Genomic DNA, 26756 nt, shown 5'->3' with positions numbered 1-26756 from the left:
TATTTTTTATACGCCGTATGCCTCGCGATAAGCGCGTACCGACGCCAGATGTTCGGCCATCTCTGGTTTTTCTTCCAGATAAGCAATCAAGTCTTTCAGCGTGATGATCGAGATAACCTCACAGCCATAGTCACGTTCAACTTCCTGAATAGCGGAAATTTCGCCGCGCCCACGCTCCTGACGATCCAAAGAGATCAGCACGCCGGCAAGCTTCGCGCCATTGGCCTGGATAATCTCCATTGATTCACGGATCGCAGTGCCCGCAGTGATCACATCGTCCACCAGCATCACGCGTCCGGTCAGCGCGCTGCCCACTAGGTTGCCGCCTTCACCGTGGTCTTTCGCTTCTTTGCGGTTAAAGCAATATGGATAATCACGGTCGTGATGTTCCGCCAGCGCAACCGCAGTGGTGGTGGCAATCGGAATACCTTTGTAGGCAGGGCCAAACAGTAAATCGAACTCAATACCGGAATCCACCAGCGCTTCGGCATAAAAACGGCCTAACAGTGCCAGATCGCGCCCGGTATTAAACAGCCCGGCGTTGAAGAAATAGGGGCTCTTGCGCCCGGATTTCAGCGTAAATTCGCCAAACTTAAGTACCTGCTTGTTAAGCGCAAACTCAATAAACTGGCGCTGATACGGTTTCATGGATTCGCTCCTCATCTCACTTTATTACGGACAAAAAAAAGGGCGACCACGTCGCCCTTAACATCAATTTTCTAACGCCGCTTTCTGCGTCGTGATAATAGATTCGATTCCCCCTCGGGCTAACGCCAGCAGGGTGAGTAACTCTTCGTGGCTGAACGGCTCACCCTCGGCGGTACCCTGAACTTCAATGATGCGCCCGTCTTCGGTCATCACCACGTTCATATCGGTTTCCGCCGCCGAGTCTTCAACGTATTCCAGGTCGCACAGCGCTTCGCCGTTTACGATACCCACGGACACCGCGGCAACCATTCCTTTCATTGGGTTGGTTTTCAGCTTGCCCGCGGCAACCAGTTTACCCAGCGCATCGGCCAGCGCCACGCAGGCACCGGTAATAGATGCCGTACGCGTGCCGCCATCGGCCTGGATAACGTCGCAGTCCAGCGTGATGGTGAATTCACCCAGCGCCTTCAGGTCTACCGCCGCGCGCAGTGCGCGAGCAATCAGACGCTGAATTTCCATGGTACGACCGCCCTGTTTACCTTTCGCCGCTTCACGCGCATTACGCGTATGAGTCGCACGTGGCAGCATGCCGTATTCGGCAGTGATCCAGCCCTGGCCCTGACCTTTCAGGAAACGCGGTACGCCTTCATCAATGGAGGCGGTGCAAAGTACTTTGGTATCACCAAATTCGACCAGCACGGAGCCTTCAGCGTGTTTTGTATAATTACGGGTCAGGGTGACGGGACGCACCTGGTTGGCACTACGACCTGCTGGACGCATGATAGATATCTCCGGCTTGAAACGAATGTGGCGCGCATTATACACAAAATCATTCAAGCTGTATCAAGGCGGCAAGGGAGCGAGCCCAACTCAGAGACAGCTTGTAAGGTGACGCGCATACGGATTAACGGCGCTTATTCCTATCCTCATAAGCCCCCGGAGGCTATAATCCCCCCATCTCTCCTTTAAAAACAGGAACGTCTATGATCCGCAGCATGACCGCCTATGCCCGCCGTGAAATCAAGGGCAGTTGGGGCAGCGCCGCTTGGGAACTGCGCTCTGTTAACCAGCGTTATCTCGAAACCTATTTCCGTCTGCCGGAGCAGTTCCGCAGCCTTGAACCCGTTGTCCGTGAACGTCTACGTACCCGCTTAACGCGAGGCAAAGTAGAATGCACCCTGCGTTTTGAGCCAGATGCTAGCGCGCAAGGCGAACTGATCCTCAATGAAAAATTGGCAAAACAACTAGTTAGCGCCGCGAACTGGGTCAAAATGCAGAGCGATGAAGGAGAAGTTAACCCTGTCGACATTCTGCGCTGGCCAGGCGTGATGGCCGCACAGGAGCAGGATCTGGACGCTATCGCCGCCGAGATCCTCAATGCACTGGATGGTACGCTGGACGACTTCATCGTGGCTCGTGAAACCGAAGGTCAGGCGCTGAAAGCCCTGATTGAGCAGCGTCTGGAAGGCGTCAGCGGCGAGGTGACCAAAGTCCGCGCCCATATGCCGGAAATCCTGCAGTGGCAGCGCGACCGTCTGGTTGCCAAGCTGGAAGACGCAGAAGTTCAGCTTGAGAACAACCGCCTGGAGCAGGAACTGGTGCTGATGGCCCAGCGTATCGACGTTGCCGAAGAGCTGGATCGCCTCGAAGCGCACGTGAAAGAAACCTACAACATCCTGAAGAAGAAAGAGGCCGTTGGCCGCCGTCTGGACTTCATGATGCAGGAGTTCAACCGCGAGTCGAACACTCTGGCGTCAAAATCGATCAATGCGGACGTGACCAACTCCGCTATCGAATTGAAGGTACTGATCGAACAAATGCGCGAGCAGATTCAGAACATCGAATAATTCTAATCAGTTACTTTCAAATTTATGCCCGCCATTGCGCGGGCATTTTTAATTCAGGTAGTTTCTTTTTCCCCAAGTAAATTGCATCATTACTCACCCTTATATAAAGGGTGATTATGGAATGAGGCGATACACAAGACGTTTTTAACCAGATATTTTCCACCTTCATCTATCTCCTTTCAGATGCCAGGGCTATCTGCTTATGCGTTCAGATATCGATCTAATTATATCTTAAGCATTGGTGGCTAGACTGGCCGCCTCCATCTCAAATAAAGTTAAACCTATGCAATTCACGACTACTCAGAGTACACCAGCCTTTAGCTGGAAAGCCCTTGGCTGGGCCGTATTGTATTTTTGTTTCTTTTCAACGGCTTTACAGCTTGTTATCTACGCGACAGGCTATAGTGGGTCTACCGGTTTAAGGGATTCCATTCTCTTTAGCTTATTATGGCTAGTGCCGGTATTTCTGTTCCCGAAGAAGACTCGCATCATCGGCGCCATTATTGGCGTTGTGCTCTGGGCGGCGTCCCTGGCGGCTATCAGCTATTACGTTATTTACGGTCAGGAGTTTTCGCAAAGCGTTTTATTTGTGATGTTTGAGACCAACACTAATGAAGCAGGCGAGTTCTTAAGCCAGTATTTTAGCCTTAAGATTGTCCTGGTGGCGGTGGTCTACTCCATTGTTGCCGTGCTGCTCTGGACACGCCTGCGCCCGGTTTATATCCCAAAACCCTGGCGCTGGCTCGTCTCTTTTGCCCTGCTCTATGGACTGATTCTGAACCCACTGGCGACCGGCGTGCTGATGAAAGACAAACCCGTTGCAGACGTGTTGGACGGTATGTCAGGCCGCCTTGCCCCAGCAGCCCCCTGGCAGTTTATTACTGGCTACTACCAGTATCACCATCAGTTAGACAGCCTGACCCGGTTGCTCAATGACAACCACGCGCTGCCGCCGCTGGCCAACCTGAAAGACAGCTCAGGGAATGCCCCTCGTACGCTGGTACTGGTCATTGGCGAATCCACACAGCGTGGGCGTATGAGCCTTTATGGCTATCCGCGTGAAACCACGCCTGAGCTGGATGCGCTGCACAAGTCAGATCCTAACTTCACCGTTTTCAATGATGTAGTGACATCACGCCCTTACACCATTGAGATCCTGCAGCAGGCGCTGACCTTCGCTAACGAGCAGAGCCCAGACCTGTATCTGACAAAACCATCGCTGATGAACCTGATGAAACAGGCGGGCTATAAGACCTTCTGGATAACCAACCAGCAGACGATGACGTCACGTAACACCATGCTGACCGTGTTCTCAAAACAGACCGACCAGCAGTTCTACATGAACCAGCAGCGTACCCAGAGCGCCCGTGAATACGATTCTAACGTTCTGGCACCGTTTAAAGAGGTTCTGTCAGACCCGGCGCCGAAGAAGTTTATTATCGTGCATCTGTTAGGTACGCATATTAACTACGAGTACCGTTACCCAGAAAACTGGAACAAATTCTCGGGTAAAACCGACACAATGCCAGCTGGGTTAAGCAAGGATGAGCAGAACACGTACAACAGCTACGATAATGCCAACCTGTACAACGACTACGTTGTTTCCACCCTGATTAAGGACTACAAAGCAACGGATCCGAATGGCTTCCTGCTGTACTTCTCCGATCACGGGGAAGAGGTTTATGACACGCCGCCGCATCAGACGCAGGGCCGTAATGAGCTTACGCCAACGCGCCATATGTACACCATTCCGTTCCTGCTGTGGACGTCAGAAAAATGGCATCAGGATCATCCTCGTGATTTCTCTCAGGATGTTAACCGCAAATACAGCAGCTCTGAGCTAATCCATACCTGGTCCGATCTGGCAGGGTTAAGCTACGACGGTTTCGACCCAACCCGTGCGTTGGCCAGCCCACAGTTTGTTGAAGCTACACGCTGGATTGGCAACCCATACGATAAGAAGTCATTGACCGATTACGACAAGCTGCCATACGCCGAGCAGACCGGTAATCAGTAACGCCCCACAAGCCGCTCCAACCGGAGCGGCTTTTTGCAGGTTATCCCACGCATCATTCTCTCCACGCAACGGCTTACATTTTCTAATAACAAAAATCAGAAATGAATCCCATTAAACCCATAATTACAGCATTTATATGTAGTTTATGAATTAGTTATTCTTATCCAAAATCGCTTGCCTTAGAAAATCTCAATCGTGACATGGCGCACAAATCGCTACCCTCCAGCCATTCTTGTTGGGAGCGAACATGTTACTGCACATCCTTTACCTTATCGGTATCACCGCGGAAGCGATGACCGGAGCCCTGGCTGCCGGGCGCCGCCGCATGGATACCTTTGGCGTTATTATCATTGCCACCGCCACCGCGCTGGGCGGGGGTTCCGTTCGCGATATGCTGCTCGGTCACTACCCGTTAGGCTGGGTACAGCATCCCGAATACATCATTACCGTTGCTATTGCTGCGGTACTGACCACCATTATGGCCCCGGTCATGCCACATCTGCGTCGCCTGTTTTTGGTTCTTGATGCTGTGGGTCTGATTGTCTTCTCAATCATTGGCGCGCAAATCGCACTGGATATGGGAGAAGGGCCGATTATCGCCGTCATCGCCGCCGTCATTACCGGCGTATTTGGCGGGGTGCTGCGCGATATGTTCTGTAAACGTATTCCGCTCGTCTTCCAGAAAGAGCTTTATGCCGGTATCTCGTTTGCGGCAGCCGTACTGTACGTGGCGCTTCAGCAGTACGTCAGCAATCATGACGTGGTAGTGATCTCCACGCTGCTCTTCGGCTTTACCGCAAGGATGCTAGCGCTCAGGCTCAAGCTTGGGCTTCCGGTATTCCACTACCGGCACGAAACACACTAGTTAAACCCCGCGACCCCGAGCGCTCTCAGCTTTTCGACAAGCGAGCCCACCGTGGGGTCATGAATAAACGTTGTCAGGCTACGCGCTTTCTCCGGCCCGATGCCCGGCAACGTTTGCCAGCGTAATTCATCACGAGCGAGTAACTGTCGCCAGGTACTATCGTCGAGCGCTTTTAAGGCCGCGTTTGGCAACGGCACGCCTATTGCTTTAATCCAGCGGCGAAAGGGCTGTCGGCGCGTCATATCAAAGCGGTGCCACACCTGCTGCGCTCTTTCTGCGGTCATGCCGGGCGTGGACTGAAGCTGAGTTAGCGTGAGTCCAAGCCAGGAGAAGACGTGCTCAAACGAGTGCGCCGTCGCAAGCCGCTGCCACCCCACTTCACCCACCCCCTCTATATTGAGCACCGCCGGTGACCCGAGCCAGGCGAGGCGTGCCAGGAATTGCTCCCGGCATGCAACCGTACGGTAAAAACAGGTGAGTGAGTGAAAGTCGGCCGCAGGCGGTACGGGTTTCGTACGTTCAAGGGCACGCCAGACGACGCTTTCCAGCCGCGGGATACCCTGTCCGGCAAGACTAATCAGTAGTTGATCGCCTGGGCTAATATCCAGGCTTTCCCAGCGCGCCACCGAACCAATATTGACCCGCTGTACCCGCTTATCGTCGAGCATGATGGGCTGCAGTTCGGCCACCACGGAGATCTTTCCGGTACGCCCTATCGCAAAGTGAATACCGCTGACCTCCGCCACCTGTGATACTGGCTGATACTTCCAGGCGATAACCCAATCCCCTTGCGTTGGCAGCCATCGACTTCCTTCAGGCTCTTTATCCGTACGGACAACCACACCATCCGTAGCAAAGGGCAGCGGCGCGTTAAACCAGCGCGAACGCCAGTCGGCGACCTCCTGAGCACTTGTGACTGAATGGCTATAGCGCGCGGCAAGTTCGAATCCGGACGCGGAAAGGAGGTTCAGTCGTTCATGCATCAGGGCCGGGCCATTAGGCCACGCCCAGATAAACAGTGACAGCGCGGAAAGTGGCTGGCTATCACTCTGGCGCATCAGCATTCCTGCCACTTTTGAGCGCGCGTTCATTCCCCCCATTTTTTTCTGTACATGTCCTTCCGCGCGTAAAAATATCTCACCTTGCAGAACGCTGTTTGCCAGCGCACCGCTGACGTTTTGCGGAATAGCGGGAATACGCCGGGCTTTTTCCGTCCAATCTTCCCCACTTAGCCCATCACCCCGGCTGACCGCTTGCTTCAGATGTCCATCCTGATAGACCAGGGTAACCGCCACGCCATCCACTTTCGGCTGCACCCACATCCCTTCCCGGCCCTTCATCCACTCGCCCACCGCCCTGACATCCGCCAGCTTGCGCACGCCCGTATGTGCTACCGGATGTTTCACCGTCTCGCTCAGCGGCGGCAAGCTGGCTTGCTCCACGGCCGTTACACCAAAGCAGCGCTGCCACTGAGCGAGACGCGCAGAGAGTTGGTCGTATACGCCATCGCTAACCGTACTCTTCCCCTCCTGCCAGTATGTTTTATTCCACCCACTAATCTGACTTTCGAGCTGTGCTATCTCCTGCCCCGCTCTGGTGGGCGACCAGGCAGGACAGGCCGCCTGTACCTGCAACGTGAACAGCAAGCCCATGCCAATCATCCATGCTTTCATGTTCTTCCCCTCGCCAACGAATAGCCCCTTTGTAGCGCAGTGCTTTTCACCCTGCGATAAGGGATTCTGCGTTTATCGAGCCGGATTCAGGGAAAACGCGTTTGTTGCAGCAACACAAGGAGAAATCAGGAAAACGGTACGCAAAATGAAAGAAACTGGCGCAAAAAGTGTGACAAAGACTACGTCGCGTGGCAGCGCCGTGTATAATAGGCTCGTATGTAAGTTCTCTTTCGATAATCACATACAAAAGACACTCATGGCTCAAGGCACGCTCTATATTGTTTCCGCCCCTAGCGGCGCGGGTAAATCCAGCCTGATTCAGGCTTTATTGAAAACCCAACCGTTGTACGACTCCCAGGTATCTGTTTCACATACCACGCGCGCGCCGCGTCCGGGTGAAGTGCACGGTGAACATTATTTCTTTGTGAATCACGACGATTTCAGAACGATGATTGGCGAAGGGGCATTCCTGGAACACGCTGAAGTCTTTGGCAACTATTACGGCACCTCGCGTCAGGCTATTGAGCAGGTACTGGCGACCGGCGTTGATGTCTTCCTTGATATCGACTGGCAGGGCGCTCAGCAAATCCGTAAAAGCATGCCGGGTGCGCGCAGCATCTTTATTCTGCCGCCATCCAAAATTGAACTGGACCGTCGCCTGCGTGGCCGCGGCCAGGACAGCGAAGAGGTGATCGCAAAACGTATGGCTCAGGCAGTTGCAGAAATGAGTCATTACGCGGAATATGATTACCTTATCGTCAATGATGATTTTGATACCGCGCTGGGCGATTTTAAGACCATCCTCCGGGCGGAACGTCTGCGTATGAGCCGTCAAAAGCAGCGACATGACGCTTTAATCAGCAAATTATTGGCAGACTGAACCCACTTTCAGTATCATGCCCAGTCCATCACTATCTGTGGAGCATTAAAGTATGGCACGCGTAACTGTTCAGGACGCTGTAGAGAAAATTGGTAACCGTTTTGACCTGGTACTGGTCGCCGCGCGTCGCGCTCGTCAGATGCAGGTAGGCGGAAAGGATCCGCTGGTTCCAGAAGAAAACGATAAAACCACCGTAATCGCACTGCGCGAAATCGAAGAAGGTCTGATCAACAACCAGATCCTCGACGTGCGCGAGCGCCAGGAACAGCAAGAGCAGGAAGCCGCTGAATTACAAGCTGTTACCGCTATTGCTGAAGGTCGTCGTTAATTACATAGCGGGTCGCCCTTGTATCTGTTTGAGAGCCTGAATCAGCTGATTCAAAATTACCTGCCGGAAGACCAGATTAAGCGTCTTCGGCAGGCCTATCTCGTTGCACGTGACGCTCACGAGGGGCAAACACGTTCAAGCGGTGAACCCTATATCACGCACCCGGTAGCGGTTGCCTGCATTCTGGCCGAGATGAAACTCGACTATGAAACGCTGATGGCTGCTCTGCTGCATGACGTGATTGAAGATACCCCTGCCACCTACCAGGACATGGAGCAACTCTTTGGTAAAAGCGTTGCTGAACTGGTAGAGGGGGTCTCTAAACTTGATAAACTCAAGTTCCGCGATAAGAAAGAAGCGCAGGCCGAAAACTTTCGCAAAATGATTATGGCGATGGTGCAGGATATCCGCGTCATCCTCATCAAGCTTGCCGACCGCACCCACAACATGCGCACGCTGGGCTCATTACGCCCGGACAAACGTCGCCGCATCGCCCGTGAAACGCTCGAAATCTACAGCCCGCTGGCCCACCGTTTAGGTATCCACCACATTAAAACCGAGCTCGAAGAGCTGGGCTTTGAAGCGCTGTATCCAAACCGTTATCGTGTCATTAAAGAAGTGGTGAAAGCCGCGCGCGGTAACCGTAAAGAGATGATTCAGAAGATCCTTTCTGAAATCGAAGGGCGTTTGCAGGAAGCGGGAATTCCGTGTCGCGTCAGCGGTCGCGAAAAACATCTGTACTCTATCTACTGCAAAATGGTGCTGAAAGAGCAGCGTTTTCACTCGATCATGGACATCTACGCCTTCCGCGTTATCGTCCACGATCTGGATACCTGCTACCGCGTACTGGGCCAGATGCACAGCTTGTACAAGCCGCGTCCGGGTCGCGTAAAAGACTATATCGCGATTCCAAAGGCCAACGGATATCAGTCCCTGCACACCTCAATGATTGGGCCACACGGTGTCCCGGTCGAAGTCCAGATCCGTACCGAAGATATGGATCAAATGGCAGAGATGGGTGTTGCTGCGCACTGGGCATACAAAGAGCACGGTGGCGAAAGCAGTACTACCGCACAAATCCGCGCCCAGCGCTGGATGCAAAGCCTGCTGGAACTGCAGCAGAGCGCCGGTAGCTCGTTTGAATTTATCGAGAGCGTTAAATCCGATCTCTTCCCGGATGAGATTTACGTTTTCACCCCGGAAGGCCGCATTGTCGAACTGCCCGCTGGCGCTACGCCGGTGGACTTCGCCTACGCCGTGCATACCGACATCGGTCATGCCTGCGTTGGCGCGCGCGTCGACCGCCAGCCTTACCCGCTGTCGCAGCCGCTCTCCAGCGGCCAGACGGTAGAAATCATCACCGCACCGGGCGCACGCCCGAACGCCGCATGGCTCAATTTTGTCGTCAGCTCGAAAGCGCGCGCCAAAATCCGTCAGATGCTGAAAAACCTCAAGCGCGACGACTCCGTCAGCCTGGGTCGCCGTCTGCTGAACCACGCGCTGGGCGGTAGCCGCAAGCTCGCGGAAATTCCAGCGGACCATGTTCAGCGCGAACTTGACCGCATGCGTCTTGCCACCCTTGACGACCTGCTGGCCGAAATTGGCCTGGGCAACGCCATGAGCGTGGTGGTGGCGAAAAACCTCCAGCAGGGTGAAGCTACCCCGTCAGCTCCAGGTGCCTCCGGGCACAGCCATCTGCCGATTAAAGGCGCAGACGGCGTACTGATCACCTTCGCGAAATGCTGTCGTCCAATCCCTGGCGACCCCATCATCGCCCACGTCAGCCCGGGTAAAGGGCTGGTTATTCACCATGAATCCTGCCGCAATATTCGCGGCTATCAGAAAGAACCTGAGAAGTTCATGGCGGTTGAGTGGGACAAAGAGACGGCGCAGGAATTTATCACCGAGATTAAGGTCGATATGTTCAACCATCAGGGAGCACTGGCCAACCTGACGGCAGCCATCAATACCGCGGCGTCCAATATTCAAAGTCTGAATACGGAAGAAAAAGACGGCCGCGTTTACAGCGCCTTTATCCGTCTGACCGCACGTGACCGCGTGCATTTGGCGAATATCATGCGCAAAATCCGCGTGATGCCGGACGTCATCAAAGTCACCCGTAACCGAAACTAGCGTTATGAACTTACAGCGTTATGCGCGTATTCGTGAGATGCTCGCCAGGCGTCAGCCTGACCTGACCGTCTGCATGGAAGAGGTCCACAAGCCTCATAATGTCTCGGCGATCGTTCGTACCGCCGACGCGGTAGGCGTACACGAAGTTCACGCGGTCTGGCCCAGCACCCGAATGCGCCCTATGGCATCTGCAGCGGGCAGTAACAGCTGGGTACAGGTGATAACCCATCCCACCATTGGCGATGCGGTTAGCCATTTAAAGCGCCAGGGCATGCAAATTCTGGCCACCAACCTGTCAGACACATCCGTCGATTTCCGTGAAATCGACTATACCCGCCCAACCTGCATTCTGATGGGGCAGGAAAAAACCGGTATCACCCAGGAAGCGTTAGCCCTCGCAGATCAGGACATCATCATCCCGATGATCGGCATGGTGCAGTCGCTCAACGTTTCCGTTGCCTCTGCCCTGATTCTCTATGAAGCCCAGCGCCAGCGTCAGAACGCTGGCATGTACCAACGCGAAAACAGCATGCTACCCGTCGAAGAACAGCAGCGTCTGCTGTTTGAAGGCGGCTACCCGGTGCTGGCACACGTCGCCAAACGTAAAGGCCTTCCTTATCCCCACGTCAACGAGCAGGGCGAAATTGAAGCCGATGCCACGTGGTGGTCCACTATGCAGGCTACGGAGTAACCGCCATGCAAAGCCGTCTGCTGGATGCCGTTCCGCTCAACACATTGACCGGCGTAGGCGCCGCGCAGAGTAGTCGGCTGGCGAAAATCGGTCTACACACGGTACAGGACCTGCTCCTGCACCTGCCGTTGCGCTACGAAGATCGCACCCAACTCTATCCTATCGGTGAACTACTTCCCGGCATCTACGCGACCGTGGAAGGCGAAGTCCTGAGCTGTAATATCACCTTCGGCGGCCGCCGGATGATGACCTGCCAGATTAGCGACGGCACCGGTATCCTGACCATGCGCTTTTTCAACTTCAACGCGGCGATGAAAAACAGTCTCGTCACGGGGCGACGCGTGCTGGCCTACGGCGAAGCGAAACGCGGCAAGTTCGGCGCGGAGATGATCCACCCGGAATACCGCGTGCAGGGCGACCTCAGCGAACCGGATCTGCAGGAGACCTTAACGCCGGTCTACCCCACCACCGAAGGCATTAAGCAGGCAACGCTGCGCAAGCTCACCGACCAGGCACTGGATCTGCTCGACACCTGCGCCATCAGCGAACTGCTGCCGCCGGAACTGGCACAGGGGATGATGAGCCTGCCGGAAGCGCTGCGCACGCTGCATCGCCCACCGCCGACGCTACAGCTCGCCGATTTAGAAACGGGTAAACACCCCGCACAGCAGCGCCTGATTCTCGAAGAGCTGCTGGCGCACAACCTCAGCATGCTGGCCCTGCGTGCGGGCGCGCAGCGTTTTCACGCTCAGCCTCTCAGCGAGAACCGTGAGCTGAAAGATAAGTTTCTGGCCAATTTGCCGTTTAAGCCTACTGGCGCACAGGCGCGGGTGACGGCCGAAATCGAACATGATATGGCGCTGGATATACCGATGATGCGTCTGGTACAGGGCGATGTTGGCTCCGGTAAAACGCTGGTTGCCGCACTAGCAGCGCTACGCGCCATCGCCCACGGCAAACAGGTGGCGCTGATGGCACCAACCGAACTGCTCGCCGAACAGCACGCCAATAACTTCCGCAGCTGGTTTGAGCCACTCGGCGTTGAAGTCGGCTGGTTAGCTGGCAAACAGAAAGGCAAGGCCCGTCAGGCGCAGCAGGAGGCCATTGCCAGCGGTCAGGTGCAGATGATTGTCGGTACCCACGCCATCTTCCAGGAGCAGGTGCAGTTTAACGGGCTGGCGCTGGTGATCATCGATGAGCAGCACCGTTTTGGCGTCCATCAACGTCTGGCGCTGTGGGAAAAAGGCCAGCAGCAAGGCTTCCATCCACATCAGTTAATCATGACCGCAACCCCGATTCCACGCACCCTGGCGATGACCGCCTATGCCGATCTGGATACCTCGGTAATTGACGAACTCCCGCCGGGCCGCACCCCGGTGACCACGGTGGCGATCCCCGATACCCGACGCCATGACATTATTGACCGCGTACGCAACGCCTGCACCACCGAAGGCCGCCAGGCTTACTGGGTCTGTACGCTGATTGAAGAGTCTGACCTGCTGGAAGCTCAGGCGGCGGAAGCCACCTGCGAAGAGCTGAAGCTGGCGCTGCCGGAGCTGAATATCGGCCTCGTCCACGGGCGCATGAAGCCCGCCGAGAAGCAGGCGGTTATGCAAGCGTTCAAACAGGGCGAGCTGCATCTGCTGATTGCCACTACGGTCATTGAAGTTGGCGTCGACGTTCCAAACGCCAGTCTGATGATTATTGAAAACCCGGAGCGTCTGGGACTGGCGCAGCTGCACCAGCTCAGAGGCCGCGTGGGCCGTGGCGCAGTTGCATCACACTGCGTGCTGCTCTACAAAGCGCCGCTGTCAAAGACCGCGCAAATGCGCCTGCAGGTGCTGCGCGACAGCAATGACGGCTTCGTGATTGCCCAGAAAGACCTCGAGATCCGCGGCCCCGGCGAACTGCTGGGTACTCGCCAGACCGGCAACGCCGAATTTAAAGTCGCCGACTTAATGCGCGATCAGGCAATGATCCCCGAAGTTCAGCGCCTGGCGCGCCATATTCACGACCGTTATCCACAGCAGGCCAATGCTCTGATTGAACGCTGGATGCCGGAAACCGAACGATATTCCAACGCGTAGCGATACCCGCAGCCCCTCCGGGGCTGTGCTAAACTTCGCACAATTTTACTTCCCTGGACGAGTTTGTAATGAGACGAGAACTGGCTATCGAATTTTCGCGCGTCACCGAAGCGGCGGCGCTGGCAGGCTACAAATGGCTGGGTCGCGGCGATAAGAACACCGCCGACGGCGCGGCGGTCAACGCCATGCGTATTATGCTCAACAAGGTCAACATTGACGGTACCATCGTCATTGGCGAAGGCGAAATCGATGAAGCGCCAATGCTCTACATCGGCGAGTCCGTCGGTACCGGAAATGGCGATGCGGTGGATATTGCCGTTGACCCCATCGAAGGCACCCGTATGACGGCAATGGGCCAGGCAAACGCTCTGGCGGTGCTGGCAGTAGGCGATAAAGGCTGCTTCCTCAACGCGCCTGACATGTACATGGAAAAGCTGATTGTCGGTCCTGGCGCGAAAGGCACTATCGATCTCAACAAACCGCTGGAAGAGAACCTGCGTAACGTCGCTCGTGCGCTGGATAAACCGCTGTCCGAATTAACCGTCACCATTCTTGCCAAGCCGCGCCACGACCAGGTTATCGTTGAGCTGCAAAAACTGGGCGTACGCGTCTTTGCCATCCCTGATGGGGACGTGGCGGCCTCTATCCTGACCTGTATGCCGGATAGCGAAGTCGACGTCATGTACGGCATTGGCGGCGCACCGGAAGGCGTGGTCTCTGCCGCAGTGATTCGTGCACTGGATGGCGACATGCACGGTCGTCTGCTGGCGCGTCACCACGTCAAAGGCGACAGCGAAGAGAACCGCCGCATCGGCGAAAACGAGCTGGCGCGCTGCAAGGCGATGGGTATTGAAGCAGGCATCGTACTGACGCTCGACGACATGGCACGCAGCGACAACGTTATCTTCTCCGCCACCGGCATCACCAAAGGCGATCTGCTGGACGGCATTACCCGCAAGGGCAATATCGCCACCACCGAGACGCTGCTGATCCGCGGAAAATCACGCACCATTCGCCGCATTCAGTCGATTCACTACCTCGATCGCAAAGACACTGAAATTCAGCGCCACATTCTCTAAATCATTTGATCAATAGAGCTTTCCGGCCCTTTCGGGCTGGAAATCTGCTCTCGTCGCGGTGATGATAAGCTAACGATATAGAGGGGAGATAGGCCATGGCTGACTGGGTTACAGGCAAAGTTGTTAACGTGCAAAACTGGACGGATGCACTGTTTAGCCTCACCGTCCACGCACCGGTTAAACCATTCACCGCCGGGCAATTTGCCAAGCTTGGGCTGGATATCGATGGCGAACGCGTTCAGCGCGCCTACTCATACGTTAACGCCCCACACAACCCCGATCTCGAGTTCTATCTGGTGACCGTTCCTGACGGAAAGCTAAGCCCACGCTTAGCGGCGCTCAAGCCCGGCGATGAGGTACTGGTCGTCAGCGAAGCGGCCGGCTTCTTTGTTCTCGACGAAATCCCCGACTGCGACACCCTGTGGATGCTGGCAACCGGCACCGCTATTGGCCCATATCTGTCGATTCTGGAAGAAGGCAAAAATCTGGATCGCTTTAAGAATCTGGTGCTGGTTCACGCCGCGCGCTACGCCGCCGACTTAAGCTATCTGCCGCAAATGCGGGCGCTGGAAGAGCGTTACGCGGGTAAACTGCGTATTCAGACGGTGGTCAGCCGGGAAACCGCGCCGGGCATGCTGACGGGGCGCGTACCGGCGCTTATTGAAAGCGGTGCGCTGGAAGCGGCGGTCGGCCTACCGATGAATGCCGAAACCAGCCACGTCATGTTATGCGGTAATCCGCAGATGGTGCGTGATACCCAACAGTTGCTAAAAGAGACCCGACAGATGACCAAACACCTGCGTCGCCGGCCGGGCCACATGACCGCTGAACACTACTGGTGATCGGCACGGTACTTCACGGCCTGCGTCTCTTTGCCGTATTTATTTTCGCCCTGGGTGCCAACAAACGCGCCCAGGTCGATAAGCATCATCACCATGATAAGCGTCGGGATAAAGCGGCCTACGCCCCACTGCCAGACGCCGGGCAGCATTGCCCAGTTTCCTGCCAATAGCATCCACGCCAGTATCATCAGCAGCGCCCAGATACCGGACTTACCCCGGTCGTGTAATCGTTTAATCGTCACCGCCGCCGTTGGCCACAGCAGACAGACCAGCATAAATGCCGCCGTTTGCAGGTCAACCAGCCCGCCGCCCGCGAGACTGAACAGCGCCACCATTGTCACCGCCCAGATGGCGATCCAGATCCAGAAGTCACGGCGGCCAATACGGCCTTTACCGGAAAATAACCATTGCTGTAGAGTCATGTCGCCTTTCCTTTGTCGTTGTGCCGCGTAGTTTACCCTGAAGCGGCTACATTTTGACAAGCGAGGCGGTTCCCGTTTTAATCGTCATCTGAAAAGAGGAGGACGATAAGCATGAAAAAATGGATAACGCTGTGTCTGGTGGGGCTTGTGGCCCTGGGCACCGGTCAGTCCGTGCTGTCGGCGCAGTCGCCTGCGGCCGTTGCGCCATATCTGCTGTCTGGCGCGCCGGTCTTTGACCTCTCCATCAGCCAGTTCCGGGAAAAATTCAATACCGATAACCCGACGCTACCGCTCGATGAGTTCCGCGCCATCGCGTCCAGCCGCGATCAGCTCAATATTACCCGAGCCGCCAGCAAGATTAACGAAAACCTCTACGCCTCAACGGCGCTGGAGCGCGGTACGCTGAAAATTAAATCGATTCAGATAACCTGGCTGCCAATCCAGGGGCCAGAACAGAAAGCGGCGAAAAATAAAGCGCAGGAATATATGAGCGCCCTGATGCGCGCCGTGATCCCGACGCTCACCAAACCGCAAAGCCTGCAAAAGCTGCAAAAACTGTTGGCGCAGGGCAAAGGTAAACGCTACGTCGCCAGCACCGAAGGCGCCGTACGCTATGTTGTCGCAGATAACGGTGAAAAAGGGCTGACCTTCGCCGTTGAACCGATTAAGCTGGCGCTATCGGAGAATCTTGAAGGGGAGAATAAATGATAAAAAGCAAAGCCTTCATGACATTCAATCTCTATACTGTTTCACAGACCATGCTGCCCTGACGGGCGGCCATATTCCTTAATTCGCTGATAAGCGTGGAGAATCGAAATGCGACATCCTTTAGTGATGGGTAACTGGAAACTGAACGGCAGCCGCCACATGGTAAACGAGCTGATTGCTAATCTGCGTACCGAACTGGCTGGCGTTGCTGGTTGTGGCGTTGCTATCGCGCCACCAGAAATGTACATCGATCAGGCTAAACACGCCGCTGCGGGCAGCCGCATCCACCTGGGCGCGCAGAACGTTGACCTGAACCTGTCCGGCGCATTCACCGGCGAAACTTCCGCTGAAATGCTGAAAGATGTTGGCGCAACCTACATCATCATCGGCCACTCAGAGCGTCGTACCTACCACAAAGAATCTGACGAACTGATCGCTAAGAAATTCGCCGTTCTGAAAGAACAGGGTCTGATCCCAGTTCTGTGCATCGGTGAAACCGAAGCAGAAAACGAAGCAGGCAAAACTGAAGAAGTTTGCGCACGTCAGATCGACGCGGTTCTGAAAACTCAGGGCGCAGCAGCCTTCGAAGGCGTGGTTATCGCATACGAACCAGTATGGGCTATCGGTACCGGTAAATCTGCAACCCCAGCACAGGCTCAGGCTGTTCACAAATTCATCCGTGACCACATTGCTAAAGCTGACGCGAAAATCGCTGAACAGGTTATCATCCAGTACGGCGGTTCCGTCAACGCAGGCAACGCAGCAGAGCTGTTCACTCAGCCTGACATCGACGGCGCGCTGGTTGGCGGCGCATCCCTGAAAGCTGACGCTTTCGCGGTGATCGTTAAAGCTGCAGAAGCGGCGAAAAAAGCGTAAGACATTAACGCGGAACTACCCCGGATACGGCATTCGCCTCGTCCGGGTTACCAGGTTCCCCGTAGCCCGGCCAAGCGTAGCGCCGCCGGGAAGAACCGGCCATTTGGCCGGTTTTTTTATAATTTCCCCAGCACCTGATACCACGCATAATCCAGCGGCAACAGCAGCAAATAGCTCACCGCCGCCAGCGCCAGACACAGCAGCATCCCCGCCCGCGCAGGCACCTTCCCTAACGCCATTGCCACCACGATTGGCGAGGCCTGATACGGCAGCAGCGGCGTAGAGTAGCCCAGCACCTGAATCATAATCACGCTGAGCAGCGGGAAGCCGGTGGCATCGGAGAAGCTCTGAGCAAAAGTCGTATACAGCGCAGGCACACCGTTGGCGGTCATAATAAAATTCAGCGCGCTGGTAATGCCGGTCAGCGCCAGGAAACTGGTAAATGGCGCGTCCTCACTGAGCGGCATAACATGCAGCAGCGCATTGCCTACCACCGCACCAATCCCGGTTTGGGTCACGGTGATCGCTAGCCCGAGAATCCCCGCCACGTAAACGCAGGCGCGAATGTTCACCCCGCTGGCAAATTCGTCGCCGTTGATAAATCCCACGCGCGGCAGCAACGTAATGACCGCGGCCACCAGCCCGGTCCAGGCTGGCCCTATGCCGTGCCAGCTCTCGCTCACCCATAGCGTTAAGACCACCGCTAATAACCACGCCAGGCGCTTCTCATCCCCGCTCATTGGCGGCAGCGGTTCCAGGTCGCGCGGCGGGTGTGGTTTTCCGGGAAACAGCCAGCAGATAAGTCCCACCAGTGCAGCACCCTTGAGCCAGCCCAGCACCGGCGTATGCAGCAGCAGATACGGCACGTAGTTGAGGTGGATGCCGTAGGCCCCCTCCGCCGCCCCGCTCATCACCAGATTAGGTACGTTTGCCGGCAGAATAGTGGCGGAAAGCTGGAAGGTGCCAAAGCCTACGGCCAGCGCCAGCCCGTACCACGCGCGAGTGCCATCTTCGATACCGGCACGCTTCGCCATTGCCGCCACAATCGGCATCAGCAGCGCAATACGCCCCATATTGGACGGCATCACAAACGCCAGCGCGTAGCTTAACAGCACCACGCTGCCGACCATCAGCAGCCAGGAGTCGGTGAGCCTTGAGGAGAGCGCCCGCGCGGCGCGATCCGCCAGCCCGGTTTTGCGAATGGCAATGCCGAGCACAAAACCGCTGAACACCAGCCAGAAGGCCGACGAGGCAAAGCCACCGAAGATAACGTCCGGCGGCGCGATTTTCGCGGTCATCGCCGCGGCGAAAAACAGCAGCGCAGTAATAAACTCCGGCAGCAGCGAGGTCGCCCACAGCAGGATAGTCACGCCAACGATGATAGAGGGAAGGAACAGAGGGTGGGAAAACCAGAGCGACATACCTGTCTCCTGTCGTTTTTTTCAGCAAGCATACGACGACAGGGTAGACAGGTAAACGCCAGATTAGGTGGGGTTATTGCAGGATTGCGCAGCGATGATCCTGAATTTCCTCGGCGGAGGCACGGTTCAGGGTCAGCAGATTACGCTCGGTCGCCAACAGCAACAGCGAGTCATCACTTTGCTTCACCAGCGCCAGCGCGAAACGCCCCATATGGTCGCGCGCTTCCGGGACCTCTTCCGCCAGCATCAGGAACGGACTGCGCTGCGCCAGCTCGTTTTCGGTGACGCGACGCGCCAGATATTCATGCCCCATCAGCCCGCCCGGCAGCGGTAGCCAGCGGCTACTAATGGCGGCGATATCGCCGTCCAGTTGCTCGCGAACGTCTTTGCGCAGGCAGGAAATATGGATGTGGAAATGGTTTTGCGTCCGCCCGGTTCGGGAGTTGATGGTCAGGGAGATCGCGCTATCCGGTACTTCCGAACCCCGTTTGTCGCTCATGATCATACGACGCTGCCACGCCTGCCAGAAGAAGTTTGGCGTCTGCGGGTTGAGCAGCAGCGGGCTTTCGGTGCCGTTGATGCGGTAGGTTGGCATCAGCAGATACTGCAGCGGGCCGTTGCGATCTTTAAAGAGCACATAGCCGCCTTTGGGGTTCACGTCGGCACAGGGTGCCGGGGTGCGATGATTGAACTGATTAGGCACACACTGGTCTAGCACAATATGGCGCAGCGCGTCCGGGTTACCGGAATGCAGCCAGTACCAGCCGCCCGCTCCCGCGGCAATCACCAACACCAGCAGCGCTGCCAGCAGGTATTTTATCCGTGTCATTTTATCTCCCCAAATCAAACAGAGGGGGAAGAGTAACGTAGATTTATGACCAACAGAACATTTCTAACCAGGTAGCCCGGCCAAGCGAAGCGACGCCGGGGATGTTCCGTGCAAAACCCGGCGTCGCATTCGCTCGGCCGGGCTACATGGGTTAACGCTTACTGATCTGGTCGAAAGTCCCACCGTTAGAGAAGTGATCTTTCTGCGCTTTGGTCCAGCCGCCGAACTCATCATCAATGGTAAAGAGCTTCAGTTTTGGGAACTCGCTTTCATACTTCTTCGCCACCGCCGGGTCACGTGGACGATAGTAGTTCTTCGCCGCGATCTCCTGGCCTTCCGGCGAGTAGAGGTACTTCAGGTAAGCTTCAGCCACCGCCGTGGTGCCTTTTTTCTCCGCCACCTTGTCGACCACGGAAACGGTCGGCTCGGCGAGGATAGATTCGCTTGGAGTAACGATTTCAAACTTGTCTTTGCCCAGTTCGTTCGTCGCCAGCAGCGCTTCGTTTTCCCAGGCAATCAGCACGTCACCGATACCGCGTTCTACGAAGGTGTTAGTCGAACCGCGAGCGCCGGAGTCCAGCACTTCCACGTTCTTATACAGCGCCTTCACGAAATCCTGCGCTTTGGCCTGATCGTTGTTGTTGTGGTGCAGGGCGTAGCCCCAGGCTGCCAGGTAGTTCCAGCGAGCGCCACCGGAGCTTTTCGGGTTCGGGGTAATCACGGAAACGCCCGGTTTAATCAGGTCGTTCCAGTCATGAATCTGTTTCGGGTTGCCTTTACGCACCAGGAACACAATGGTCGAGGTATACGGCGCGGAGTTATCCGGCAGGCGTTTGATCCAGTTTTTGTCGATGCGGCCACGTTCAGCAATGGCGTCAACGTCATAGGCCAGCGCCAGCGTAACGACGTCGGCATCAATCCCGTTAATCACGGAAGTGGCCTGCTTGCCAGAGCCGCCGTGCGACTGGCGAATCACCACGTTATCACCGGTCTCTTTTTTCCAGTGCGCGCTGAACGCCTTGTTGTATTGTTCGTACAGTTCACGCGTCGGATCGTACGACACGTTGAGTAATTGGATGTCCTTAGCCAGTACGCTGGTAGTAGCCAGCAAAAGAGTTAACCCTACGCCCCACTTATTCATCGCCCGCTCTCTTATCTGTTGTGTTGTAATGAGGCTAGCCTGCCAGAAATCTAACCAATGATTAAAGAATAAAAAAAGATTGATTATGCAGTTTTGAAATATAAGCAGGCACGCGAAATGCGCGTTTGCTCGAAATCACTCAGTGGGGAAAATAGGCGGGGAGGAACATCCCCAGGCCGTTATAAACTGCCCGGGGAGGAGTGGAATTAGACTTCTTCCATGCGGCCGAGCAGCGCCTGCAGACGATCCTGCCAGCCGCTCTGCTGTTCTTTCAGCTGGTTGTTTTCACGCTCCAGCTCTTCACGGCTCTGGTGTGCAGACTGTACATCCTGCGCCAGGGTGTTGTTCTTTTCTTTCAGCTCTTCGATTTCCATCTGCAACAGCGTGATGGTATCAATCGCCTGCTGAACTTTCGCTTCCAGTTTCTCAAACACTTCTAATGACATCGTCATAACCTCTCCTGATCTTGCAAGGCGTTGATATCGTCCCGGAACCCCGGCGACGCCTTAACGTAAATAAGCGCACGGCTTGCAGTCGATTGTATGGAGCGCCGTCGCGACTGTCCAGCGCCAGAGCCTGTAGATTGCGGTTGTCCGCAATTTTCGGCCTGGTCCTGGAGCGTTAGCGCACTTTCCCATTAAATTGTTAAATGTTTAGCGGCAAGAATGTTTCTCCCCTCACAGTTTTCGTTCCGATAATGTTCATTTATTGGCGCGAAAACGCTCATTTCTTGACGAGGCACACACATTTTGATTTCGATATTTCTCGTTTACGCTCGTTAACGATAAATTAACACTATGCCTACAAGGCAACATGAGTGTTACGAACGCCCATGAACACAATAATCATCAATTAGTCTTTAGGATTCCGATTATGAGCCAGACATCAACCTTAAAAGGCCAGTGCATTGCCGAGTTTCTTGGTACCGGGTTGTTGATTTTCTTCGGCGTGGGATGTGTCGCAGCGTTGAAAGTCGCCGGTGCGACCTTCGGGCAGTGGGAAATCAGTATCATCTGGGGTCTGGGCGTGGCGATGGCCATTTACCTGACTGCAGGGGTTTCCGGTGCACATCTTAATCCGGCCGTGACCATTGCCCTTTGGCTGTTCGCCTGCTTCGACGGGCGTAAAGTCGTTCCGTTCATCGTGGCTCAGTTTGCCGGTGCGTTCTGCGCTGCCGCACTGGTCTACGGGCTTTATTACAACCTTTTCCTCGACTTCGAACACACGCACAATATGGTGCGCGGCAGCGTCGAAAGTCTTGAACTGGCGGGTATTTTCTCGACTTACCCGAACCCACATATCAATTTTGTGCAGGCTTTCGCGGTAGAAATGGTGATTACCGCTATCCTGATGGGCGTAATCCTGGCACTCACCGACGACGGTAACGGTGTTCCACGTGGTCCGCTGGCTCCACTGCTGATTGGCCTGCTGATTGCGGTTATCGGTGCGTCCATGGGTCCACTGACCGGGTTTGCGATGAACCCTGCGCGTGACCTTGGACCGAAAACCTTCGCCTGGCTGGCAGGCTGGGGCGACGTCGCCTTCACCGGCGGCAAAGATATTCCTTACTTCCTGGTGCCGCTGTGTGCGCCAATAGTAGGTGCTGCGCTGGGTGCGTTCAGCTATCGCAAGCTGATTGGCCGTCACCTGCCGTGCGACACCTGCGAGGTTGAAGAGCCGAAGGCGGCCTCCAGCCAGAACCAACAAAATGCTTCGCTGTAAACTGACTACGGAACGTTCATTATGACTGACAAAAAATATATCGTTGCGCTCGACCAGGGCACCACCAGCTCCCGCGCCGTCGTTATGGATCATGACGCCAACATCGTCAGCGTGTCACAGCGCGAATTCGAACAAATTTACCCTAAGCCAGGCTGGGTTGAGCACGACCCAATGGAAATCTGGGCAACCCAAAGCTCCACGCTGGTTGAAGTACTGGCAAAAGCCGACATTAGCTCTGACCAGATTGCCGCTATAGGTATCACCAACCAGCGTGAAACCACCGTGGTGTGGGAGCGCGAAACCGGTAAGCCAATTTACAACGCCATCGTCTGGCAATGCCGCCGTACCGCGGATATCTGCGAGCAGTTGAAACGCGACGGTATGGAAGAGTACGTACGCAAAGCCACCGGTCTGGTGGTGGACCCGTATTTCTCCGGTACCAAAGTGAAGTGGATCCTCGACCACGTCGAAGGCTCCCGCGAGCGTGCGAAACGCGGCGAACTGCTGTTTGGTACCGTTGACACCTGGCTTATCTGGAAAATGACCCAGGGCCGCGTTCACGTCACCGACTACACCAACGCCTCACGTACCATGCTGTTCAACATCAACACGCTGGAGTGGGATGACAAGATGCTGGACGCGCTGGATATCCCGCGCGCCATGCTGCCGGAAGTGCGCAAGTCTTCCGAAGTGTACGGTCAGACCAACATTGGTGGTAAAGGCGGTACGCGTATTCCTATCGCCGGGATTGCCGGTGACCAGCAGGCGGCGCTGTTCGGCCAGCTGTGCGTGAAAGAAGGGATGGCGAAAAACACCTACGGTACCGGCTGCTTTATGCTGATGAACACCGGGGAAAAAGCGGTGGCCTCCAGCCACGGCCTGCTGACTACCATCGCCTGCGGCCCACGCGGCGAAGTGAACTACGCGCTGGAAGGTGCGGTCTTCATGGCGGGAGCCTCCATTCAGTGGCTGCGCGACGAAATGAAGCTGATTAGCGACGCGTTCGACTCCGAATACTTCGCCACCAAAGTGAAGGACACCAACGGCGTGTACGTGGTGCCAGCCTTTACCGGCCTCGGCGCACCATATTGGGACCCGTATGCGCGCGGTGCTATTTTCGGCCTGACCCGCGGCGTGAACTCGAACCATATTATTCGCGCCACGCTGGAATCCATCGCCTACCAGACCCGTGACGTGCTGGAAGCGATGCAGGCAGACTCCGGTATTCGTCTGCACGCCCTGCGCGTGGACGGCGGCGCGGTCGCCAACAACTTCCTGATGCAATTCCAGTCCGACATTCTTGGCACCCGCGTGGAGCGCCCGGAAGTGCGTGAAGTGACGGCGCTCGGCGCGGCCTACCTGGCCGGTCTGGCGGTCGGCTTCTGGCAGAACCTGGATGAGCTGCAGGAGAAAGCGGTGATTGAGCGTGAGTTCCGTCCGGGGATTGAAACCACCGAGCGTAACTTCCGCTACAGCGGCTGGCAGAAAGCGGTGAAACGCGCGTTAGCGTGGGAAGATCACGAAGGGTAAGCACTGAGCCTCCCCGGGGTCGGCGCAAGCGCCTCGCCCGGGCTACCTATCTAACGTAGCCCGGCCGAGCGCAGCGACGCCGGGGACGGCATCACCCATCAACCAAACATCGGCAACATCAAATACAGCTTAATCACCAGCGCGTTGACGATATCAATAAAGAACGCCCCCACCATCGGCACCACCAGAAACGCCATATGTGACGGCCCGAAACGCTCGGTAATCGCCTGCATATTGGCAATCGCCGTCGGCGTTGCGCCAAGGCCAAAGCCACAGTGACCCGCCGCCAGCACCGCCGCGTCGTAGTTTTTGCCCATCAGGCGGTAGGTGACGAAAATCGCATACAGCCCCATTGCCACGGTCTGCACCGCCAGAATCACAATCATCGGCAGCGCCAGATCCGCTAACTCCCACAGCTTGAGGCTCATCAGCGCCATTGCCAGGAACAGTGACAGGCTGACGTTACCCAGCACCGACACCGCCCGCTCGAACACGCGATAAAAGCCCATCAGCGCCAGACCGTTGCTGAGGATCACCCCAACAAACAGCACGCAGACGAACGTCGGCAGCTCCAGCGCCGTACCGGCGAGCAGTTGCGCAATGACTTTACCCAGCGTCAAACAGATGGCGATAAGCGCGATAGTTTCAATCAGCACCAGCGAGGTAATACTGCGCCCCACGTCCGGCTTTTCAAACGCCGTCGGCACCTCCAGATCGTCCGGCGTGCCGTTCGGCGACGACGAGTGTTTCACCAGATAGCGCGCCACCGGGCCACCAATCAGGCCGCCGAGCACCAGCCCAAAGGTGGCGCAGGCCATCGCTACTTCTGTCGCATTTTCAAAGCCATAACGTTCGATAAACAGCTTGCTCCACGCCGCCCCGGTGCCGTGTCCGCCGGAGAGCGTTATCGACCCCGCCAGCAGCCCCATCAGCGGGTCGAGCCCTAAGAGCTTCGCCATACCAATGCCCAGCGCGTTTTGCAGCAGCAGCAGCCCAACGACCACAATCAGAAACGTCCCCACCACCTTGCCGCCCGCGCGCAGGCTGGCAATATTGGCGTTAAGGCCGATTGTGGCGAAGAACGCCAGCATCAACGGGTCCTTCAGGCTCATATCGAAGTCGATTTCCCAGCCCATGCTCTTTTTCAGCACCAGCAGCGCTAGCGCGACCAACAGGCCGCCCGCAACGGGCTCGGGGATAGTGTATTGCTTAAGGAAGGGAACGCTCTGAACCAGTTTTCGTCCTAGCAGCAACACCAGCGTTGCGGCAACGAGCGTCGATAAGGTATCGAGATGAAACATAATTACAGCTCCTGACTAAAACGTATGATTCATTCACACGCGACCAATTTCCCATGTCGTCCACACCTCCTCATGAGGCGTTGGGCAAAAGTGTAAGCAAGAAAAAGGCGATCAGGGTAGAAAAACGTATTATTTGTCATCATTTTCGTTAACTTACCCCGCCAAATCCCTTTATTTTGCACGGCTATTTTCCGCAATAATTTGCCATCAGTGAAAGCAACCGATTGCTTTTACCAACCAGTCCGCTAAAATCGCCACTTTTCCACCACGGGATTACCTCTGAGATGTCTTCTAACACACTCGATCAAGCTAATGCGCAACCGATTGCGCATTCGCAGAACAGCGAATTAATCTATCGTCTGGAAGATCGCCCACCGCTGCCGCAGACCCTGTTCGCGGCGTTCCAGCACCTGCTGGCGATGTTTGTCGCGGTGATCACACCGGCGCTGCTCATCTGTCAGGCGCTTGGCCTGCCAGCGGAAGACACTCAGCACATTATCAGCATGTCGTTATTCGCCTCCGGCGTGGCGTCCATCATTCAGATCAAAGCCTGGGGCCCGGTAGGTTCTGGCCTGCTGTCGATTCAGGGCACCAGCTTTAACTTCGTCGCCCCTCTGATCATGGGCGGCACGGCGCTGAAAACCGGCGGTGCGGACGTGCCAACGATGATGGCGGCGCTGTTCGGCACCCTGATGCTGGCGAGCTGCACCGAGATGATTATCTCCCGCGTACTGCACCTGGCGCGCCGCGTGATTACGCCGCTGGTTTCTGGTGTGGTGGTAATGATTATCGGCCTGTCGCTGATTCAGGTGGGCCTGACCTCCATCGGCGGCGGCTACGCGGCGATGGCCGACCACACCTTCGGCGCCCCGAAAAATCTGCTGCTGGCAGGGATCGTGCTGGGCATCATTATTCTGCTGAACCGCCAGCGTAACCCGTACCTGCGCATTGCCTCTCTGGTGATTGCCATGGCGGCAGGTTACCTGATGGCGTGGTTCCTCGGCATGCTGCCGGAGAACGCTGCCCCGGCGAACAGCAGCCTGATTACCATTCCAACGCCGCTGTACTACGGCTTAGGCATCGACTGGAGCCTGCTGCTGCCGCTGATGCTGGTGTTTATGATTACCTCGCTCGAGACCATTGGCGACATCACCGCCACCTCCGACGTGTCCGAGCAGCCGGTTTCCGGCCCGGTCTATATGAAACGCCTGAAAGGCGGCGTGCTGGCAAACGGCCTGAACTCTTGCGTATCAGCCATCTTCAACACCTTCCCGAACTCCTGCTTCGGGCAGAACAACGGCGTGATTCAGCTGACCGGCGTTGCCAGCCGTTACGTGGGCTTCGTGGTGGCGCTGATGCTGATCGTGCTCGGCCTGTTCCCGGCGGTAAGCGGCTTTGTGCAGCACATTCCTGAGCCAGTACTCGGCGGCGCAACGCTGGTGATGTTCGGTACCATCGCCGCTTCCGGCGTGCGTATCGTCTCCCGTGAGCCGCTGAACCGTCGTGCGATTCTGATTATCGCGCTGTCGCTGGCCGTTGGTCTGGGCGTTTCTCAGCAGCCACAAATTCTACAGTTCGCGCCGGACTGGCTGAAAAACCTGCTCTCTTCCGGCATCGCTGCCGGGGGTATCACCGCGATTATCCTCAACCTGGTCTTCCCGCCGGAAAAAGCGTAATCCCGTCGCGGCAGTGGTTTCGCCACTGCCGCTGACATCG

The 26756-nt window shown here is 56.1% G+C and carries 24 protein-coding genes; 15 read left to right on the top strand and 9 right to left on the bottom strand.

Annotation, left to right across the window (positions count from 1 at the left end):
* Nucleotides 1-6: 6 nt before the first annotated feature.
* Nucleotides 7-648 (bottom strand): orotate phosphoribosyltransferase, encoded by a 642-nt coding sequence (pyrE, locus tag V6944_RS04380; protein WP_185667491.1) that lies wholly within the window; start codon nucleotides 646-648, stop codon nucleotides 7-9.
* Nucleotides 649-711: 63 nt separating this feature from the next.
* On the bottom strand, nucleotides 712-1428 hold the full coding sequence (gene rph / locus V6944_RS04375; RefSeq protein ID WP_123651034.1) for a ribonuclease PH: 717 nt from the start codon (nucleotides 1426-1428) through the stop codon (nucleotides 712-714).
* Nucleotides 1429-1631: 203 nt separating this feature from the next.
* Here rph and V6944_RS04370 point away from each other — a divergent pair, with 203 nt between their 5' ends.
* From V6944_RS04370 to V6944_RS04360, 3 genes are all read left to right on the top strand, one after another.
* Nucleotides 1632-2495, top strand: coding sequence for a YicC/YloC family endoribonuclease (locus tag V6944_RS04370; RefSeq protein WP_185667492.1), 864 nt, complete (start codon nucleotides 1632-1634; stop codon nucleotides 2493-2495).
* Nucleotides 2496-2778: 283 nt separating this feature from the next.
* Nucleotides 2779-4512 carry a phosphoethanolamine transferase CptA gene (locus V6944_RS04365; RefSeq protein ID WP_333498036.1) on the top strand — a complete coding sequence of 578 codons (1734 nt, stop codon included), beginning with the start codon at nucleotides 2779-2781 and terminating at the stop codon, nucleotides 4510-4512.
* A gap of 247 nt (nucleotides 4513-4759) precedes the next feature.
* A complete protein-coding gene (locus V6944_RS04360; RefSeq protein ID WP_333498035.1) occupies nucleotides 4760-5377 on the top strand; it encodes a trimeric intracellular cation channel family protein in 618 nt (205 codons plus the stop codon).
* On the opposite strand, the gene ligB is transcribed toward V6944_RS04360, so the two are convergent.
* Entirely contained in the window at nucleotides 5374-7050 is a 1677-nt protein-coding gene (gene ligB, locus V6944_RS04355) for an NAD-dependent DNA ligase LigB (RefSeq protein ID WP_333498034.1), read from the bottom strand. The two genes, V6944_RS04360 and ligB, sit on opposite strands and share 4 nt — an antisense overlap.
* Before the next feature lie 256 nt (nucleotides 7051-7306).
* Between ligB and gmk the strand changes: the two genes are divergently transcribed.
* The 7 genes from gmk to fpr all read left to right on the top strand — a co-directional run bounded on the left by gmk (nucleotide 7307) and on the right by fpr (nucleotide 15090).
* Nucleotides 7307-7930 (top strand): guanylate kinase, encoded by a 624-nt coding sequence (gene gmk, locus V6944_RS04350; protein ID WP_035895845.1) that lies wholly within the window; start codon nucleotides 7307-7309, stop codon nucleotides 7928-7930.
* A gap of 52 nt (nucleotides 7931-7982) precedes the next feature.
* Nucleotides 7983-8258, top strand: a complete 276-nt coding sequence (rpoZ, locus tag V6944_RS04345) for a DNA-directed RNA polymerase subunit omega (protein WP_000135058.1) — start codon at nucleotides 7983-7985, stop codon at nucleotides 8256-8258.
* Between the two features lie 18 nt (nucleotides 8259-8276).
* Entirely contained in the window at nucleotides 8277-10391 is a 2115-nt protein-coding gene (spoT, locus tag V6944_RS04340) for a bifunctional GTP diphosphokinase/guanosine-3',5'-bis pyrophosphate 3'-pyrophosphohydrolase (protein ID WP_333498033.1), read from the top strand.
* Nucleotides 10392-10395: 4 nt separating this feature from the next.
* The gene (trmH, locus tag V6944_RS04335; protein ID WP_333498032.1) at nucleotides 10396-11082 is read left to right on the top strand and encodes a tRNA (guanosine(18)-2'-O)-methyltransferase TrmH; all 687 of its coding nucleotides are present in this window, start codon (nucleotides 10396-10398) and stop codon (nucleotides 11080-11082) included.
* Between the two features lie 5 nt (nucleotides 11083-11087).
* Entirely contained in the window at nucleotides 11088-13169 is a 2082-nt protein-coding gene (gene recG / locus V6944_RS04330; RefSeq protein WP_333498031.1) for an ATP-dependent DNA helicase RecG, read from the top strand.
* 68 nt (nucleotides 13170-13237) lie between these two features.
* Nucleotides 13238-14248, top strand: a complete 1011-nt coding sequence (glpX, locus tag V6944_RS04325) for a class II fructose-bisphosphatase (protein ID WP_333498030.1) — start codon at nucleotides 13238-13240, stop codon at nucleotides 14246-14248.
* Between the two features lie 95 nt (nucleotides 14249-14343).
* Nucleotides 14344-15090 (top strand): ferredoxin--NADP(+) reductase, encoded by a 747-nt coding sequence (fpr, locus tag V6944_RS04320; protein ID WP_333498029.1) that lies wholly within the window; start codon nucleotides 14344-14346, stop codon nucleotides 15088-15090.
* On the opposite strand, the gene V6944_RS04315 is transcribed toward fpr, so the two are convergent.
* Nucleotides 15081-15512: a DUF805 domain-containing protein gene (locus V6944_RS04315; RefSeq protein WP_333498028.1), complete on the bottom strand. Its 432-nt coding sequence runs from the start codon at nucleotides 15510-15512 to the stop codon at nucleotides 15081-15083. The two genes, fpr and V6944_RS04315, sit on opposite strands and share 10 nt — an antisense overlap.
* A 111-nt stretch (nucleotides 15513-15623) precedes the next feature.
* On the opposite strand from V6944_RS04315, the gene V6944_RS04310 reads away from it, so the two are divergent.
* Nucleotides 15624-16220, top strand: a complete 597-nt coding sequence (locus V6944_RS04310) for a DUF1454 family protein (RefSeq protein WP_333498027.1) — start codon at nucleotides 15624-15626, stop codon at nucleotides 16218-16220.
* Nucleotides 16221-16328: 108 nt separating this feature from the next.
* Nucleotides 16329-17096 (top strand): triose-phosphate isomerase, encoded by a 768-nt coding sequence (gene tpiA / locus V6944_RS04305; protein WP_333498026.1) that lies wholly within the window; start codon nucleotides 16329-16331, stop codon nucleotides 17094-17096.
* Nucleotides 17097-17212: 116 nt separating this feature from the next.
* Here tpiA and V6944_RS04300 read toward each other — a convergent pair whose 3' ends face one another.
* From V6944_RS04300 to zapB, 4 genes are all read right to left on the bottom strand, one after another.
* Complete coding sequence (locus V6944_RS04300; protein WP_333498025.1) at nucleotides 17213-18517, bottom strand: SLC13 family permease; 1305 nt, start codon at nucleotides 18515-18517, stop codon at nucleotides 17213-17215.
* Nucleotides 18518-18590: 73 nt separating this feature from the next.
* On the bottom strand, nucleotides 18591-19346 hold the full coding sequence (locus V6944_RS04295) for a CDP-diacylglycerol diphosphatase (protein WP_333498024.1): 756 nt from the start codon (nucleotides 19344-19346) through the stop codon (nucleotides 18591-18593).
* 151 nt (nucleotides 19347-19497) lie between these two features.
* The gene (gene sbp / locus V6944_RS04290; protein WP_220440720.1) at nucleotides 19498-20487 is read right to left on the bottom strand and encodes a sulfate/thiosulfate ABC transporter substrate-binding protein Sbp; all 990 of its coding nucleotides are present in this window, start codon (nucleotides 20485-20487) and stop codon (nucleotides 19498-19500) included.
* 206 nt (nucleotides 20488-20693) lie between these two features.
* Complete coding sequence (zapB, locus tag V6944_RS04285; RefSeq protein WP_115073675.1) at nucleotides 20694-20939, bottom strand: septal ring assembly protein ZapB; 246 nt, start codon at nucleotides 20937-20939, stop codon at nucleotides 20694-20696.
* 421 nt (nucleotides 20940-21360) lie between these two features.
* On the opposite strand from zapB, the gene V6944_RS04280 reads away from it, so the two are divergent.
* The gene (locus tag V6944_RS04280) at nucleotides 21361-22209 is read left to right on the top strand and encodes an MIP/aquaporin family protein (RefSeq protein WP_220440721.1); all 849 of its coding nucleotides are present in this window, start codon (nucleotides 21361-21363) and stop codon (nucleotides 22207-22209) included.
* A gap of 21 nt (nucleotides 22210-22230) precedes the next feature.
* The gene (gene glpK / locus V6944_RS04275; RefSeq protein ID WP_185667506.1) at nucleotides 22231-23739 is read left to right on the top strand and encodes a glycerol kinase GlpK; all 1509 of its coding nucleotides are present in this window, start codon (nucleotides 22231-22233) and stop codon (nucleotides 23737-23739) included.
* A 98-nt stretch (nucleotides 23740-23837) separates the two neighbouring features.
* On the opposite strand, the gene gltS is transcribed toward glpK, so the two are convergent.
* Nucleotides 23838-25040, bottom strand: a complete 1203-nt coding sequence (gene gltS / locus V6944_RS04270; protein ID WP_333498023.1) for a sodium/glutamate symporter — start codon at nucleotides 25038-25040, stop codon at nucleotides 23838-23840.
* Nucleotides 25041-25324: 284 nt separating this feature from the next.
* Between gltS and V6944_RS04265 the strand changes: the two genes are divergently transcribed.
* The gene (locus V6944_RS04265) at nucleotides 25325-26716 is read left to right on the top strand and encodes a nucleobase:cation symporter-2 family protein (protein WP_333498022.1); all 1392 of its coding nucleotides are present in this window, start codon (nucleotides 25325-25327) and stop codon (nucleotides 26714-26716) included.
* Nucleotides 26717-26756 lie beyond the last annotated feature (40 nt).

It is taken from the genome of Kluyvera sp. CHPC 1.2972 (genome assembly GCF_036759925.1).
GTDB lineage: Bacteria > Pseudomonadota > Gammaproteobacteria > Enterobacterales > Enterobacteriaceae > Kluyvera.
The sequence above is the reverse complement of the archived record's forward strand: the minus strand, read 5'-3'. Positions and strand labels throughout refer to the sequence as shown.